Origin of the sequence: Methylorubrum sp. Q1 (genome assembly GCF_004683995.1) — a bacterium.
GTDB lineage: Bacteria > Pseudomonadota > Alphaproteobacteria > Rhizobiales > Beijerinckiaceae > Methylobacterium.
On the sequence record NZ_SRHQ01000045.1, the window covers coordinates 1 to 16741 of the forward strand.

Consider the following 16741-nt stretch of genomic DNA (forward strand, 5'->3'; position numbering starts at 1 on the left):
GCGCACGCTGACGCTGCCGGACAGCTACCAGGACCACGACAAGCCGGAGAAGATGTACGCCGAGGCCGGGCTCGATGCCGACGGCATCCTCAAGGCCGTCCGCGCCGCCCTGCCGGACCAGAAGAAGGGCAGCCGGACCGGGCGCCTGCGCCTGGCCTGATCCGTACGCGCCTCCGGGCGCACGAGACCGAACAGGAGGGCACGGTGCTTGCCGCACCGCGCCATCGATGAGACAAGCGCCGCGCCGTCCGGCCCTGAATCGGGTGCGTTGATGGGGCGGCGTTTCCGCCTGTCTGCCCCGCTCCCGCGGCTGGCAGGCGAGGCCGTTGCGACAACCACGCGAGCACGATGACAGAGCCGACCCAAAGCGGCCCGTTCCCAGCGGGGCCGGTGTTAATCACCGGTGCCAGCGGCTTCCTCGGAGCCGCCTTGGTGGACGTTTTCCGCGCGGCCGGCTTTGCCGTGCGCATCACCGTGCGCGCCTCCTCGCCGCGCACCAACCTGATCTGGCCCGATGTCGAGATCCTCGAGGCCGACATGCGCGACCGGGCGGCCGTGGCCTCCGCCATGCGCGGCCAGCGCTACCTCGTCCACGCCGCGGCCGATTACCGGCTCTGGGCGCCGGACATGGAAGAGATCGTCCGCACCAACCGCGACGGCACCCGCATCCTGATGGAGGAGGCGCTGAAGGCCGGCGTCGAGCGGATCGTCTACACGTCGAGCGTCGCGACCATCAAACCGCACGACGACGGCACGCCCGCCGACGAGACCCGGCCGCTGACGCCGGAGACCGCCATCGGCGCCTACAAGCGCAGCAAGGTGGTGGCCGAGCGCGTGGTCGACGAGATGGTGGCCCGTGACGGCCTGCCCGCCGTCATCGTGAACCCCTCGACGCCGATCGGCCCCCGCGACGTGAAGCCGACACCGACCGGCCGCATCATCCTCGACGCGGCACAAGGCAAGATCCCGGCGTTTGTCGATACCGGCCTCAACCTCGCCCATGTCGACGACGTGGCCGCGGGCCATCTCCTGGCCCTGCGCAAGGGCCGGATCGGCGAGCACTACATCCTCGGCGGCGAGGATGTGATGCTGGCGCAAATGCTCGCCGACATCGCCGCCATCGTCGGCCGCAAGGCGCCGACGACGCGGCTGCCCTATGCGGTGATCTACCCGATCGCTTATCTCTCCGAGCAGATCGCGCGGGTGACCGGCAAGGCGCCGCTCGCCACCATCGACGGCGTGCGCATGTCGAAGTACCGGATGTTCTTCTCCGACGCCAAGGCACGGGCGGAACTCGGCTATTCCGCGCGGCCCTACCGACGGGGCCTTGAGGATGCCATCGCGTGGTTCCGGCAGGCGGGGTACATGAAATGAACGCCGCGCTTCAGACCGCCAGCGACGCCCGCACCGGCAAGGGCCAGCACGACGAGAACTTTCCCGTCGCCTCGCACCTGATCCACCCGCGCTACCGCGGCACGATCCTCGCCTTCTACAACTACGTGCGGGCCGGCGACGACGTCGCCGACCACACCGGCCTGTCGCCCGAGCGCAAGATCGAGATGCTCGACGCGCTGGCCGACGCGCTCACCGGCAAGGGCGGCTCGGATCCCACGGTCGAGCCGCTCAAGCGCGAACTCGCGGCCCACGATCAGCCGCCGACCCACGCGCTCGAACTGCTCGACGCCTTCCGCATGGATGCGCGCAAGTCGCGCTACGCGGATTGGGATGAGCTGATCCACTATTGCCGCTACTCGGCGATGCCGGTCGGGCGCTTCCTGCTCGACGTGCACGGCGAGGATCCGGCGCGGGTCTACCGGACCTCCGACGCGATCTGCGCCGCGCTGCAGGTGCTCAACCACCTCCAGGATTGCGGCAAGGATTTTCGCGATCTCGACCGGGTCTACATCCCGCTCGACGTGATGGAGCGGCACGGCGCCGACGTGTCGATGCTGGGGCTGCCCCAGGCCACGCCGCAATTGCGCGCGGTCATCCGCGAACTCGCCGAGCGCACCCTCGAACTGCTGGACGAGGGGGCGCCGCTCCCGAATCTCATCGACGACCTGCGCCTCAGCCTGGAGATCGCCGCGATCCATCGCCTCGCCGTCGTCTTGACGAAGGGGCTGCTGACCCGCGATCCGCTCAGCGAAAAAGTCCATCACGGCAAGGCCGCCTTCGCGCTCACCGCGCTCGGCGGCATCGCCGCCACGCTGGTGCGCCGCCCGTTCCGGTCGCGCCGTCCCGCCCCCGCCGGAGCCGGCCGATGAGCGCCACCGCCAGCCCGATGACGGGCGAGACCCCGGAAGCCCCCGCCCTGCCGGCCGCCGGCTCGTCCTTCTATACGGCGATGCGCCTGCTGCCGAAGGAGCGGCGCGAGGCGATGTACGCCGTCTACGCCTTCTGCCGGGTCGTGGACGATGTCGCCGATGACGGCGGCCCGCGCGAGGTCCGCGCGGCCGAACTCGACCGCTGGCGCGCCGATATCGACGCTCTCTATGCCGGCCACCCGCCCGCGCGGGTGAAGCCGCTCGAAGAGCCGATGCGCCGCTTCGACCTCAAGCGCGAGGACTTCCAGGCCGTCATCGACGGCATGGCGATGGACGCGGAGGAGGACATCGTCGCCCCGTCGGAAGCCAAGCTCGACCTCTATTGCGATCGGGTCGCGAGCGCCGTCGGGCGCCTCTCGGTGCGCATTTTCGGCATGCCGGAGGCGGACGGAATCCGCCTCGCGTGGCACCAGGGCCGGGCGCTCCAGCTCACCAACATCCTGCGCGACATCGACGAGGATGCGACGCGCGGGCGCCTCTACCTGCCGATGGAGAAATTCCACAAGATCGGCCTGATGAACCCGACCCCGCAGAGCGCGCTGGCGCATCCGCGTCTCGGCGAGGTCTGCGCGGCGGTCGCCGCGGAAGCGCAAGAGCATTACCGCCAGACCTGGGCGATCATCGAGCGCAGCCCGCGCCGCGCGACCAAGGCCGCCCGCCTGATGGCGGCGGCCTACCGGCTCTATCTCGACGCCGTGGTGCGGCGCGGCTGGGCGGCCCCGCGGGAGCGGGTGAAGCCGGGTAAATTTCCCCTTCTCCTCGTCGCGTTGCGCCACGGGATCCTGTGATGACGGGTACGGTTCACGTTGTCGGTGCCGGGCTCGCCGGCCTCTCGGCGGCGGCCTCGCTGGCGGAGGCCGGCAACCGCGTGGTTCTGCACGAAGCGGCCAAGCAGGCGGGTGGGCGCTGCCGCTCCTACTACGACCCCTCGCTCGGACTGACCATCGACAACGGCAACCACCTGCTCCTGTCGGGCAACCGCTCGTCCCTCGACTTCCTGCGCCTCATCGGCGCGCCGGCCAACGCCCTGACCGGACCCGACGAGGCGGTCTTCGACTTCGCCGACATTCGCACCGGCGAGCGCTGGACCCTGCGCCCGAACGCGGGCCGTTTGCCCTGGTGGGTGCTGCGGGCCGGCCGGCGCGTGCCGGGCACCCGCGCGCGCGACTACCTCGCGCCGGTCTCCCTGATGATGGCCGCCTCCGGCAACAAGCCGGGCCAGAGCGGCACGATCGGTGAGAAGATGCCCTGCGAGGGGCCGCTCTACGAGCGGCTCTGGCACCCTGTCCTGCTCGCCGCGCTCAACACCGATCCGCGCGAGAGCGATGTCGGGCTCGCCGCCACCATCCTGCGCGAGACCCTGGGGGCCGGCGGGCGTGCCTGTCGGCCGCTCATCGCCGTCGACGGCCTGTCCGCTGCCTTCGTCGATCCGGCCCTGCGCTACTTGGAGAGCCGCGGTGCCGAGATCCGCTACGGCCGGCGCCTGCGGGCGCTGACCTTAGGCCAGGGCCGCATCGAGCGCCTCGACTTCACCGACGAGCCGACGGTGATCGGTCCCGACGACGCCGTGGTCATGGCCCTGCCGCCCTGGGTGGCGAGCGAACTCCTGCCCGGCACGCCCGCGCCGCAGGAATTTCGCTCGATCGTCAACGCGCATTTCGCCCTGCGCCCGCCCGAGGGCGCTCCGCTGATGCTCGGCGTCGTCGGCGGTCTGACCGAGTGGCTGTTCGCCTATCCCGATCGCTTCTCGGTCACCATCAGCGGCGCCGACCGACTGCTGGAGGATGGCCGCGAGGATCTCGCGCGCCGCATCTGGACCGAGATCGCGGATCTCAACGGTCTTGCACGGGATTTGCCTAGCTGGCAGATCGTCAAGGAAAAGCGTGCGACCTTCGCGGCGACGCCCGCGGAAGCCGCGCGCCGCCCCGGCGCGGCGACGCGCTACCGGAATCTGGTTCTCGCCGGTGATTGGACGGAGACGGGACTGCCCTCGACCATCGAGGGCGCGATCCGATCCGGCACAAACGCCGCGCAAGCCCTGTTCCGCACCGGGATGTGCGGACAGGCACAGGCACAGGGAGTCGCTTGAAGGATATGACGACGGCATCGAGACAGTCGAACGAGGCGAGAACGATGCGTGAGGCGGCCGTAAGCAAGGTCGAGACGCTGCAGCGTCCCAAGACCCGCGACGTGTCCCTCGACGACGTGGAGCGTGGCGTCCAGAGCGCCACCCGCGCGCTGACCGAGATGACGCAGGCGGATGGACACATCTGCTTCGAGCTCGAGGCGGATGCGACCATCCCCTCCGAGTACATCCTGTTCCACCAGTTCCGCGGGACCGAGCCGCGGCCGGGGCTCGAAGCCAAGATCGGCAACTACCTGCGCCGCACGCAGTCGAAGGCGCATGGCGGCTGGGCGCTGGTGCATGACGGCCCGTTCGACATGAGCGCGTCGGTGAAGGCCTACTTCGCCCTCAAGATGATCGGCGACGACATCGAGGCGCCGCACATGCGCGCCGTGCGCAAGGCGATCCTTCAGCGCGGGGGCGCGGCCAACGCCAACGTCTTCACCCGCATCCTGCTCGCGCTCTACGGCGAAGTGCCGTGGGCGGCGGTGCCGGTGATGCCGGTGGAGGTGATGCACCTGCCGAAGTGGTTCCCGTTCCACCTCGACAAGGTGTCCTACTGGGCCCGCTGCACCATGGTGCCGCTGTTCGTGATTCAGGCCAAGAAGCCGCGGGCGAAGAACCCGCGCGGCGTCGGCGTGGCCGAACTGTTCGTGACGCCGCCCGATTCGGTGCGGACCTGGCCGGGCTCGCCCCACGCCACCTGGCCGTGGACGCCGATCTTCGGCGGCATCGATCGCGTGCTGCAGAAGACGCAGGATCATTTCCCGAAGGTGCCGCGCCAGCGCGCCATCGACAAGGCGGTCGCCTGGGTCTCCGAGCGGCTGAACGGCGAGGACGGCCTCGGCGCCATCTTCCCGGCCATGGTCAACTCGGTGCTGATGTACGAGGTGCTGGGCTATCCGCCCGAGCATCCGCAGGTGAAGATCGCGCTGGAAGCCATCGAGAAGCTCGTCGCCGAGAAGGAAGACGAGGCCTATGTCCAGCCCTGCCTGTCTCCGGTCTGGGATACGGCGCTGAACAGCCACGCCATGCTGGAGGCCGGCGGCCATCAGGCGGAGGCCAATGCCCGCGCCGGCCTCGATTGGCTCAAGCCGCTCCAGATCCTCGACATCAAGGGCGACTGGGCCGAGACCAAGCCCAACGTGCGCCCCGGCGGCTGGGCGTTCCAGTACGCCAACCCGCATTATCCCGACCTCGACGACACCGCCGTCGTGGTGATGGCGATGGATCGCGCCCAGCGTCAGCATGGGCTGGTCAGCGGCATGCCGGACTATTCGGAATCGATCGCCCGTGCCCGCGAGTGGGTCGAGGGCCTTCAGAGCGCCGATGGCGGCTGGGCGGCGTTCGATGCCGACAACAACCACCACTACCTCAACCACATCCCGTTCTCGGATCACGGCGCGCTGCTCGATCCGCCGACCGCGGACGTGACCGCCCGCGTCGTCTCGATGCTGTCACAGCTCGGCGAGACCCGCGCGACCAGCCGTGCGCTCGACCGCGGCGTGACCTACCTGCTCAACGATCAGGAGAAGGACGGGAGCTGGTACGGCCGCTGGGGCATGAACTTCATCTACGGCACGTGGTCGGTGCTGTGCGCGCTCAACGCCGCCGGGGTCGATCCGCAGAGCCCCGAGATCCGCAAGGCGGTGGCGTGGCTCATCCGCATCCAGAACCCGGATGGCGGCTGGGGCGAGGATGCCTCTTCCTACAAGCTCAACCCCGAATTCGAGCCCGGCTACTCGACCGCCTCGCAGACGGCTTGGGCGCTGCTCGCGCTGATGGCGGCGGGCGAGGTCGATGATCCGGCGGTGGCCCGCGGCGTCAACTACCTCGTGCGCACGCAAGGAACGGACGGGCTGTGGAGCGAGGAGCGCTACACCGCGACTGGCTTCCCGCGGGTGTTCTACCTGCGCTACCACGGCTACCCGAAGTTCTTCCCGCTCTGGGCGATGGCCCGCTTCCGCAACCTGAAGCGGGGCAACAGCCGACAGGTGCAGTTCGGCATGTGATGTTTTCGGGCGTTTTCCCGAGCATCAGACCGGCGGCGCGGGAGCATCCCGCGCCGTTTCCGTTTGTACTGAACCCGTGAGCCTCCCAACATCGGCTCCTCCTGACACGAGCCCGCGAGACGACCGTTGATCCCCTGGGAGCACCTCGACACCGCCGCGATTCCCGGTGAAGCGGGTACCTTGCGCCTGATGCGCCGGGGCAGCGAGTTCTCGATCCAGCTCGATCGCAACGAGCTCATGAACAGCCGCCTCAGCGGCTCTGAGGAGGCGCTGGCGCGGCTCTCGGCCGAGCGCATCGCAGGGGCGACGGCCCCACGGGTGCTGATCGGCGGCTACGGGATGGGCTTTACCCTGCGCGCGGCGCTCGCTTGCCTGCCCGCCACGGCACAGGTGACGGTGGCCGAGATCGTGCCGGCGGTGCTCGCTTGGGCGTGTGGTCCGATGGCGGAACTGACCGGCGGCAGCTTGGATGACCCGCGGGTTTCAATCCGTGAGGCCGACGTCGCCGCGGTGATCCGCGAGCGCCCGGGCGTCTGGGACGCGATCCTGCTCGATGTGGATAACGGCCCCGACGGCCTGACCCGCAGCGCCAACGACCGCCTCTACGACGCGGCCGGCCTCGGCGCGGCGCGCGCGGCGCTCCGCCCCCGCGGGGTACTGGCGGTCTGGTCGGCACACCCGGATGCCGCCTTCAGCAAGCGGCTCGGACAGGCGGGGTTTTCGGTCGAGGAGGTGGCGGCGAGGGCACGCGGCAAGCGCGGCGCGCGGCACGTGATCTGGCTGGCCGGGCGCTGATCCTGAGAGCAATCCCAATCGCACCCTCATCCTGAGGTGCCCGCGTCAGAGGGCACGTCAGGATGAGGGGATGGATAGGATAGGCGGCAGGCTTACGCCCCCCTTCGCGCCATCAACTGCTCGATCAGCGTGGCGCCGGTTTCGAGCGCGGCCAGCTCTTCCACGATCGTCGAGACCGTCTGCGCGATCTGCTCCGGGGTGTGCTCGGAGGTCATGAAGAAGCGCAGCCGCGAGGAGCGCTCCGGCACCGCCGGATGGATGATCGGCTGCACGTTGATGCCGCGCTTGAACAGGCGGTCGGACAGCGTCACGGCTTTGAGCGAATCGCCGATGATGACCGGGATCACCGCAAGTCCCAGGCTCGTGCCGGTGTTGAGGCCGTGCTTCTTGGCCAGCGCCAGGAACTGATTCCCGTTGCGGCGCAGGCGCTCCACCCGCTCGGGCTCGGCCTGCATCACCGAGAGCGCGGCCTCGGCCGCGGCGGCGAGCGGCGGCGACATGCCGACGCTGTAGACGAAGCCGCCCGCGGTGCATTTCAGGTACTCGACCAGCACCGAGGGACCGCAGATGTAGCCGCCGCAGGAGGACAGCGTCTTCGAGAGCGTGCCCATCCAGATATCGACGTCGCCGGCATCGACCCCGCAATGCTCGTGCAGCCCCGCGCCGGTGCGGCCGAGAACGCCGAGCCCGTGGGCGTCGTCCACCATCAGCCAGCAATCGTAGCGGCGCTTCAGCTCGACGAAGGCGGCCAGATCCGGCGCGTCGCCGTCCATACTGTAGAGGCCCTCGATCACGATCAGCGCGCGGCGGTGCTCGTGACGCGTCGCCTCGAGCAGCTTTTCGAGCGAGGCCGGGTCGTTATGGGCGAAGGAGCGGCGCTGGGCGCCGGAGAGCTGGGCGCCGGTCACCACGCTGTTGTGGATCAGCGCATCGTGGAAGATCACGTCCGGCGCTTCCAGGATCGCGCCGATGGCCGTGACGTTGGTGGCGTGTCCGCTCACCAGCACCACGCAGGCTTCCGTGCCGTAATGGGCGGCCAGCGCCCGCTCCAGCTTGAGATGCCCGGGCCGCTCGCCCGCCACGATCCGGCTTGCGGAGGCCGAGGTGCCGAAGGCCTCGATCGCCTTGCGCGCCGCACCGCTCACCGCCGGGTGACCGTTGAGGCCGAGATAGTCGTAGGACGAGTAGTTCGAGAAGGTTTGGCCTTCGATGCGGGTACTGGCGCCCGCACGGGTCTCGTGAACCCGGAAGAACGGGTTGCCAAGGCCGATCAGATCGGCGGCCGAGCGCTGCAGGCGCAGCTCCCGGTAGCCGGTCAGCTTCTCGAAATCCTGCGGTGAATCGCCGGCCGGCGCCTTGGTCTCGGCGAGAGCGGGGGAGGGCCGGGCATTGGCGCGGCCCAGCCGGTTGGTGACGAAGCTCGCGAGCGCGGCCCGGCCGTCCTGCGGGCGTGACGGCTGGGTCATGGCAAGATCTCTTTGATGTCCGAGACGTTCTTCTCGACGAGTTCGTTGAACGGCATGAGCGTGGCGGCATCGAGATCGCCGACATGCTTCGTGGCGAGACTCAAGGTCACGCCCGCCGCCTCGTCCACCGGCGTCGCCACCGCCTGGATCAGGGTTTCGGTCAGCTCGTTGACGGTCAGCCCCGAGGAGATGCCCGCGGGCGGCGCGTCGAGGGCGAAGCGCTCCTGAAGGCTCGCCCCCAGCTCGACGCCCATCAGCGAATCGAGGCCGATCTCGGAGAGCTGCCGCACGCGGCTGATGTCGTCCTTCGGCAGGCGCAGGATGCGGGCGATATCCTCGACGATGGCGTCGGAGACCGTCTTGCGGACGGCGTCGATATCCTGGCTCCGCAGCAGCGCGCCGATGTTGATGGCCGCCACCGTGCCGGACTCGGCCTGCTGGTCGCCGCCGAGGCTGGCATAGCTCGGCGAGCGCAGGGTGGCGAGGCGTTCGCGTGCCTTGCCCCAATGCATCGCGGCGATGGCGATCACGCCCTCGTCGCTCGCCTTGCCCTGGCTCTCCAGCGCCTCGGCCATCAGGTCGAGGCAGAGGCGGGCGTCCATCGGCGTCACGCCGACGCGGGAGGCCAGCGTTTCCATCACCGCCTTGTTGCGGGCGAGCACGCCGACATCGCCGATGGCACCCCAGGCGACCGCGAGCGCGGGCAAGCCGAGGCGGCGGCGCTGGCGAGCGACGCCTTCCATGAAGCCGTTGGCGGCGACATAGGAGCCCTGGCCGGGATTGCCGATGAAGGTCGTGGCCGAGGAGAACAGCACGAAGTAGTCGAGCTTGCGCCCGCGCGTGGCGGCGTCGAGATGCCCCGCACCGATCACCTTCGGCGCGATCACCGCCTCGAGCGTCTCCGGCTCGATCGCGTTGATCAGCCCGTCCTGCAGCACCATGGCGCCGTGGATCACGCCCGCGAGCCGCTCGCCTCGGGCCTCGATGCCTTCGATCAGCGCCTCGACCGCCCGACGGCTGGTGATGTTGCAGGCCTTGGTCTCGACCCGAACGCCTTGCGCGGCGAGTTCGGCGACGACCGCGCGCCCCTCCTCGTTCGGCTTGCCGGAGCGGCCGACGAGGACGATGCGCTTGGCACCCCGATCCGCGAGCCAGCGGGCCGCCTCGATGCCGAAGCCGCCGAGGCCGCCGGTCACGAGGTGAACGCCCTCGGCGCTCACCGTGAAGGCATTGCGCTGGACCCGCGCGACCGAACCGGGCGCCGGCGGCGTCACGACGATCTTACCGACATGCCCCGATTGCTGCATCAGCCGGAAGGCGTCCGACGTCTCGTCGGCGGCGAACGGCTGGTAGGGCAGGGGACGCAGGCCCCCTTCCGCGAACAAGGCCATCACCTCGCGGAACATCCGCGCGCCGTCCTCGCCCTGGTGCTGGAGCACCTGATCGAGATCGACGCCGAAATACGAGAGGTTCCGGCGGAAGGGCCGCAGCCCGATATGGGTGTTGGCGACGTAGTCGCGCTTGCCCAGTTCGACGAAGCGCCCGAACGGCCGCAGGCAGTTGAGCGAGCGCTCCATCATCTCGCCGAACAGCGAGTTGAGCACCACGTCGACGCCGTCGCCGGTGATGCGGCGGACATCGTCCACGAAGGCGAGGGAACGCGAATCGAGCACGTGCTCGGCGCCGAGCGCGGCCACCAGCGCGCGCTTCTCCCGCGAGCCGGCCGTGGCGATGACCCGCGCGCCCTTCCACTTGGCGATCTGGAGTGCGGCCAGACCGACGCCGCCCGCGCCGCCATGGACCAGCAGCCACTCGCCCTTGCGCAGCCGGGCGCAGGTGCAGAGCGCGTAATAGGCGGTGAGGAAGGCGACCGGTACGGTCGCGGCGGCGGCCGGATCGAGCCCGGCGGGCATCGGCGCGACGACCATCTCGGGCACCACCACGTGGGTGGCAAAGCCCGACTGGGCGAAGGCGACGACGGAATCGCCGACGGCGAAGTCCACCACGCCGGGGCCGATCGCGGTCACCTGTCCGGAGACTTCGAGGCCCAAGCGCGGGCCGGCAAAGCCGTCCTCCAGGATCTCCTCCGGGAGCATGGAGAGCGCCCAGAGCACGTCGCGGAAGTTCAGGCCGGTGGCCGCCACCGCGATCTCGACCTCGCCGGGACCGGGGGCGGCGCGCTCGGCCGGACCCCAGACCATCTCGTTGAGACCGCCGGTGTTGGAGCGCTCCAGCCGCGCGGCGGGCGCCGCCTCGCCGGCCGCGGTCGCGGCGCGGCCGGGATGGAAGCGCACGACGCGGGTGGCGTCGGCATCGAGCACGATCTCGGTCTCGTCGGTGCCCGACAGGATCAGGGCGCGCAGCCGCTCGGCGGCGTCCTTCGAGGATAGGGTCGGCGCGAGGTCGATCCGGCGCACGTCGAGGGTGGCCGTTTCGTTGGCGAGCGTCCGGCTGAAGGCCCAGACGCCGGCCTCGACCGCCGCCGCCTCGCCGCCCGCGTCGCGGGTGGCGCCGGGGGCGACCACCCAGAGCCGGGTCTGGCGGCTGCCGAGATGCTCGGCGCAGCGCTTGAGGCTGAGGCAGCGGTCGCGCAGCCGCGTTGCCGCCGCACCCTCGCCGGCAAAGGCACCGGCCAGGAACACCACGGTGTCCGGGGTTTCGCGCTCGAGTTCCCGCAGCGATTGCTCGGAATCCAGGATGATCGAGACGTGGACGCCGCTCGCCACCAGCAGGGTCGCCAGCGACGAGGCCGTCTCCGCGCCGAACTCGTCATGGGAGCCGACGACGAAGGCGAAGCTCTGACCGTGGCCGACCGCCGACCGCGCCGGGGCTTCGGCGACGAGCAGAAGGTCATCGCCGTTGGCCGAAGCCGCACGGTCGGCCGAAACCCGCACGAGGCCCGACGCGCTGAGGCGGCGCTGCCAGCCGGTGACGTCGTCGAGGCGCGAGAGCGGCATGCCGGCAACCGCTTCCTCGAACCAGTCCGGCGCGAGGCCGAAGACCAGATCGCGGAACAGCGAGGCGCCGGGCTCGACCGCCACGAGCAATCCGCCCGAGGCGAGCGCCGCGGCGAGCTGTCCCGGCAGGGCCTTGTCGGCACGGTGCAGCACGTCGCTGGCCAGAACGAGGTCGAAGGCGGCGGCCGGGAGAGCGGCGATGTCCTCGATCACCTCGACCGTGTTCGGAAGGGCGAGGCGGGCACGCTCGGCGAGACGCCGGTCGGTGTCCAGCACGGTGAGCCGGGCATCCGCCTCGCGGGCGAGTGCGGCGGCGCGGGCCGAGAGCGGGCCGAAACCGACCTGAAGGATGCGCAGCGCCCGGTCCGACGGCAGGCGCCCGCGGGCCTCGGCGACGATCCGTGCCACAACGTCGGCGGCGGCGCGGGCCGTGGCGCCGCGCAGATGGAAGGCGTCCAGGGCCGCCGGGGGCAGGCTGGCGGAGGCCGGCGCGTCGCCCGCCACGATCCGCCCGACCAGGGCGGTGGTGTCGGCGAGCAGCACCAGTTCGGCGGCCAGCTCCGGATGGTCGGCCGCAATCCAGCGCATGGTCTCTTCGGGCGCGGGAAGGGACACGTCGCGGCGCAGGCGCCAGACACCCTTCTCGAGGGTCGCGAGACCGCTGCTTTCCAGGGCGTAGAGGGCATTGGTCGCCCACGGATGCAACGCCTCGGGCAGGCGGCGATCGAGGGTCACCTTGCCCTTCTCGGAGAGGCCGTCGGCGAGGCGGTAGGCAAGCGCCGTCGCCCAGCCTTCCAGCAGCAGGTGGCCCGGTCCGAGATCGGCCGTGTCCGGCGCGGTCGCGGCGGCGAGGCTCGGGCGCAGGCGCTCGGCCACGCTCGGGCGCCGCTCCAGCGGCAGGGCGGTCGGCTCGGTGGCGCGCTCCACCCCTTGCGTGATGGCGTAGGCGTCGAGGTCGCTGCCGCTGCGCGCGCGCAGGGCCTGGAAGCGGCCCTCGCGGATCGTCGCGATCACCGCGCCCTCGGCATCGGTCAGGGTGAAGTCGGCCAGGATCGAGCGTTCGTTGCAGCGCCGGGTGCGGATCTCGGCGCGGGCGATCGCAGCACCGGGGCGCAGCAGGCGCACTTCGCCGAAGCGCACCGGCACGTAGGCCTTGGTGGCGCCCTCGCCCATCAGTTCGGCGAAGAGCAGGATCAGGCCGTGGAAGCAGGAATCGAGGCGCGCGGGGACGAGGCCGTAGCGGTCGTCGGACTCGGCCGGGATCAGCTCGGAGACGATGGTGGTCTCGTCGATGCGCGCCGAAGCCGCGACCTGTCGGAAGTTCTCGCCGAAGCCGAGGCCGGAGGCGAGCGCCCGGCGGTAGAGGCCGTCACCCGAAATCGCGTGCTCGCCCGGAACCGCGAGGTCGCGGCGGGCCGGCACGGGAAAGTCGCCCTCGATGATCTTGGCCGAGGCGTGGAGCTGCCACGGCGTCGGGGTCAGGCGGGGGCGGCTGAGGATCTGGATCTGGTTGCCGGAGCCCGACAGGCGCACCAACACCTCACGCAAGCTGTCCTCGGCGAAGACCATCGGCGAGAGGATCTCGACGTCGGAGAGCGTCACGCTCTCCGTGCGGAGCGCTTGCCGGGCGACGTGCAGCGCCATCTCGACGAAGGCGGCACCGGGCAGGATCACCTGACCGTCGATGCGGTGGTCGTCGAGTTCGGGCACGAGTGCCGCGTCGAGATGGCCGTGCCATTCGAGACCGTCGGGCGCGAGGCGCGCGCCGGCGAGCGGGTGGTAGGGCCGCGGTGCGGCGCCTGCCCCCTCGGTGGTCTCGGCGAGGCGGAACGGACGGCGCTGCCAGGGATAGAGCGGCAGGGCGATGACACCGGCCGGATCGGCACCGAACAGGCGCGCCTCATCGACGGCGGCACCTGCGACGAGGGCGGCGGCGACCGCCTTGGCGATCGGATCGCCGCCGATCGGCTTGCGGTGCATCACGCCGACCGAGGCCACCTCGATGGCGAGCGGTTCGATGGCGTCGCCGATATGCGGCAGCAGGGTCGCGCGCGGGCCGACCTCGACGAAGACGCGGGCGCCCTGGCGGGTCGCCTCCTGCAGCGCCTCGCAGAAGCGCACCGGCTCGCGGATGTTGCGCCACCAGTAACCGGCGCCGAACTGGGCGCCGGGCAGCACCGTGCCGGTCACGGTCGAGACCATGGCGGTATGGCCGGCGGACGCCTTCAGCCCGTCGAGGTCGCGCAGCAGCGGACGCTCGGTCGGGTCCATCAGGCGACCGTGGAAGGGATATTCGAGATCGAGCTTGCGCCCGCGGCGGCGCTTGCGCGCCAGCGCCTTCATCGCGGCCTCGATATCGGTCTCGGGGCCGGCCACCGTGATCGCCTTGGGGCTGTTATAGGCGGCGATGTCGAGGGTGGGATAGTCGGCGAGGAACGCCTCCATCTCCTCGGCCGGTCCGAGCAGCACGGCCATGGTGCCGAAGCCGCGCGTCGATTCCTGATGCTTGCTGCGGTAGAAGATCACCCGCACCGCCTGATCCAGGCTCAAGATGCCGGCGGCCTCGGCCGCGGCGATCTCGCCGACGCTGTGGCCGAGTACGTAGCGGGGCGTCAGGCCCTTGGCGCGCAGGGCCGCAGTCGACGCGCTCTGGATCGCGAAGATCAGCGGCTGCGAGACGCGGGTCAGAGAAAGACGCGCGTCGAGATCCTCGGCGAACATCGCTTCCTTGAGCGACCAGCCCGAGAGCTTCTCGAACAACGTGTCGGTCTGATCGAAGCGGGCGCGGAAGGCCTTGCTCTCCTCATAGGCCTCGCGGCCCATGCCGACCCACTGGCTGCCGTTGCCGGAATAGACGAAGGCGACCTCGGCCTGGCGTTCGACCGCCGTGCCGACGATGGCGGCATCGCCGTCCTCGCCCTCCGCCAGCGCCCGCAGGGCGGCGGGAACATCGGTCTCAGGGGTCAGCGGCAGGGCAAGCCGCGTGCCGAGGCGCTCGCGGCGATGGAACGCGGCGGCCGTGACGCGGGCGGCTTCGGCGGGCGCCGCCCCGTCGAAGCGGGCGGCGTAATCGAGGGCGAGATCGTTGAGGGCGGCGCGGCTCTGGGCAGAGAGCAGCAGGATCTCGGGCGCGGGGCCCGCATCGTCGGCGGCCGCGACCGGGCCTGCATCGGTCAGCACGACGTGGGCGTTGGTGCCGCCGAAGCCGAACGAGTTCACGCCGGCGAAGCGCTCGGCCTTGGTGCGGGCGAGCGCCAGCGGTGCGCGGTTGACCGCGAGCTTCATCGCCTCGAACGGGATGTCGGGGTTCAATTCGGCCGCGTGCAGCGAGGGCGGCAGAAGGTCGTGCTCGAGCGCGAGGCTGGCTTTCAGCAAGCCCGCGAGCCCCGAGGTCGGCTCGGTATGGCCGATATTGGTCTTGATCGAGCCGATCGGCAGCGGGGCCTGACGCGGTTTGCCGAGCTTGGAGCCGATAGCCCCGGCCTCGATCGGATCGCCGACAGGGGTGCCGGTACCGTGCGCCTCGACGAAGGCGAGTCTGTCGAGGTCGATCTCGGCGTCGCGATAGACCTGCTCCAGCAACGCGCCTTGCGCGTAGCCGGAGGGCAGCGAGATGCCGGTGGTGCGGCCGTCCGAGTTGACGCCGCTCGCCGCGATCACGCCGCGCACCGCCCGGCCGCTGCGGGCGGCGGCCTCGGCCGATTGCAGGATCAGGACGACGCCGCCCTCGGCGCGCACGTAGCCGTCGGCGCTCGACGAGAAGGCCTGGCACAGGCCGGTGCGCGAGAGCATCTGCGCGTTGGAGAAGGAGATGAAGTTGAACGGGCTCGCCAGGATGTTGGCGCCGGCCACCACGGCGGTGTCGACCTGCCCCGCCTCGATCGCCGCGATCGCGGCGTTCAGCGCGACCAGCGAGGACGAGCAGGCGGTGTCGAGGGTGAAGCTCGGGCCCTTGAGGTCGTAGATGTAGGAGATGCGGTTCGAGATGATCGAGAGCGTGTTGCCGGTGGCGGCGTAGGCGTCGCCCGAGGACGGGTCGAGGATGCGCAGGTTGCCGTAGTCGAGCGCCGAGGCGCCGACGAACACGCCGATATGGCTGCCGGCCACCGCGGAGGGGCGCAGGCCCGCATCCTCGAAGGCTTCCCAGGTCAGTTCCAGCAGCATGCGCTGCTGCGGGTCCATCTGCTCGGCCTCGCGCGGCGAAATGCCGAACACGCCCGGATCGAACGACCAGATGTCGTCGAGCACGCCGGCGGCCCAGGTGTAGCTCTTGCCCCGCTCCTGCGCGCGCGGATGCCCGAAGGCCTGCAACGACCAGCGGTCCTCGGGGATGCGTGAGACGGCGCAGCGCCCCTCCGTCAGGAGCTGCCACAGCCCCTCGACGTTTTGAGCCCCAGGCAGGCGGCAGGCGCGGCCGACGATCGCGATGTCTTTGCGGTGAGTCACGTCGATCCGTTTATGCTCGTGAAGCAGGGACCGGGGGTCCGTCCGGCGAAGGCGTTCCACCCCCACCGCGAATGTCTCTTGAAACCTCGGCTTCTCCGTGGCGCCCGGGACAGGGCGGCCGACGACCGGGGGTTTGAAGAGGCATCCATTAATCTGACCGTCAGGACCGTCCAACCCGCTTGGCTGCAACCTCTCCCTTAATCCTGAGAGATTGGGAGATTGTGTGGCACGTATTCATCAGTGAATCGTTGACGGCGAAAAATCTGCGAGGTGCCGAGGCCAACAAATATCAGTACGGGCGTCGGGGTAAGTTTAAAAATCGCCATCACTCCGCCGCGCTTGTGGCAAAGGTCATGCGAATATTGTAGTGCGTTTTCAATAATCGTTGTCGCTCCGCTTGTGTGATCGATTCCGGTGGCCGCTGCCGGATTGCTGCGTTCGTAAGTTGCAGCCCTCCCGTTCGGCAGATGAGATCGGTTCGAAAGTCTTCCCGAAGCGATGAGGGGTTGGAAGCCGCAATCAAGCAATCCCGATGCCGGAATAGGCGAAGCCGTGCCGTTCAGTCTCCGCGGGCGCGTAGACGTTGCGCAGATCGACGAGGACGGGGGCGCGCATG

At 70.2% G+C, this 16741-nt stretch carries 8 protein-coding genes; 6 read left to right on the top strand and 2 right to left on the bottom strand.

What is annotated here, in order from left to right:
- Positions 1 to 348: 348 nt before the first annotated feature.
- From hpnA to E4V01_RS24435, 6 genes are all read left to right on the top strand, one after another.
- Positions 349 to 1374, top strand: coding sequence for a hopanoid-associated sugar epimerase (gene hpnA, locus E4V01_RS24410; RefSeq protein ID WP_135300163.1), 1026 nt, complete (start codon positions 349 to 351; stop codon positions 1372 to 1374).
- Positions 1371 to 2264, top strand: a complete 894-nt coding sequence (hpnC, locus tag E4V01_RS24415) for a squalene synthase HpnC (RefSeq protein WP_135300164.1) — start codon at positions 1371 to 1373, stop codon at positions 2262 to 2264. Before hpnA ends, hpnC begins: the two co-directional genes overlap by 4 nt.
- The gene (gene hpnD / locus E4V01_RS24420) at positions 2261 to 3112 is read left to right on the top strand and encodes a presqualene diphosphate synthase HpnD (protein ID WP_135300165.1); all 852 of its coding nucleotides are present in this window, start codon (positions 2261 to 2263) and stop codon (positions 3110 to 3112) included. The genes hpnC and hpnD overlap by 4 nt, the downstream gene beginning before the upstream one ends.
- Positions 3112 to 4413 (top strand): hydroxysqualene dehydroxylase HpnE, encoded by a 1302-nt coding sequence (hpnE, locus tag E4V01_RS24425; protein WP_135300166.1) that lies wholly within the window; start codon positions 3112 to 3114, stop codon positions 4411 to 4413. Before hpnD ends, hpnE begins: the two co-directional genes overlap by 1 nt.
- A gap of 44 nt (positions 4414 to 4457) precedes the next feature.
- Positions 4458 to 6461: a squalene--hopene cyclase gene (shc, locus tag E4V01_RS24430; RefSeq protein ID WP_135300167.1), complete on the top strand. Its 2004-nt coding sequence runs from the start codon at positions 4458 to 4460 to the stop codon at positions 6459 to 6461.
- Between the two features lie 126 nt (positions 6462 to 6587).
- The gene (locus tag E4V01_RS24435) at positions 6588 to 7256 is read left to right on the top strand and encodes a spermidine synthase (RefSeq protein WP_135300168.1); all 669 of its coding nucleotides are present in this window, start codon (positions 6588 to 6590) and stop codon (positions 7254 to 7256) included.
- A gap of 92 nt (positions 7257 to 7348) precedes the next feature.
- On the opposite strand, the gene E4V01_RS24440 is transcribed toward E4V01_RS24435, so the two are convergent.
- Together E4V01_RS24440 and E4V01_RS24445 are read right to left on the bottom strand one after the other, a co-directional pair.
- Entirely contained in the window at positions 7349 to 8722 is a 1374-nt protein-coding gene (locus E4V01_RS24440; RefSeq protein WP_135300169.1) for an aminotransferase class I/II-fold pyridoxal phosphate-dependent enzyme, read from the bottom strand.
- Positions 8719 to 16125 (bottom strand): type I polyketide synthase, encoded by a 7407-nt coding sequence (locus E4V01_RS24445; protein WP_135300170.1) that lies wholly within the window; start codon positions 16123 to 16125, stop codon positions 8719 to 8721. Before E4V01_RS24445 ends, E4V01_RS24440 begins: the two co-directional genes overlap by 4 nt.
- Positions 16126 to 16741: the final 616 nt, after the last annotated feature.

What these genes read in the sequence shown, in the direction of transcription:
- hpnA (WP_135300163.1), top strand. Translation starts at nt 349, where the DNA reads ATGACAGAGCCGACCCAAAGCGGCCCGTTCCCAGCGGGGCCGGTGTTA.
- hpnC (WP_135300164.1), top strand. Translation starts at nt 1,371, where the DNA reads ATGAACGCCGCGCTTCAGACCGCCAGCGACGCCCGCACCGGCAAGGGC.
- hpnD (WP_135300165.1), top strand. Translation starts at nt 2,261, where the DNA reads ATGAGCGCCACCGCCAGCCCGATGACGGGCGAGACCCCGGAAGCCCCC.
- hpnE (WP_135300166.1), top strand. Translation starts at nt 3,112, where the DNA reads ATGACGGGTACGGTTCACGTTGTCGGTGCCGGGCTCGCCGGCCTCTCG.
- shc (WP_135300167.1), top strand. Translation starts at nt 4,458, where the DNA reads ATGCGTGAGGCGGCCGTAAGCAAGGTCGAGACGCTGCAGCGTCCCAAG.
- E4V01_RS24440 (WP_135300169.1), bottom strand. Translation starts at nt 8,722, where the DNA reads ATGACCCAGCCGTCACGCCCGCAGGACGGCCGGGCCGCGCTCGCGAGC.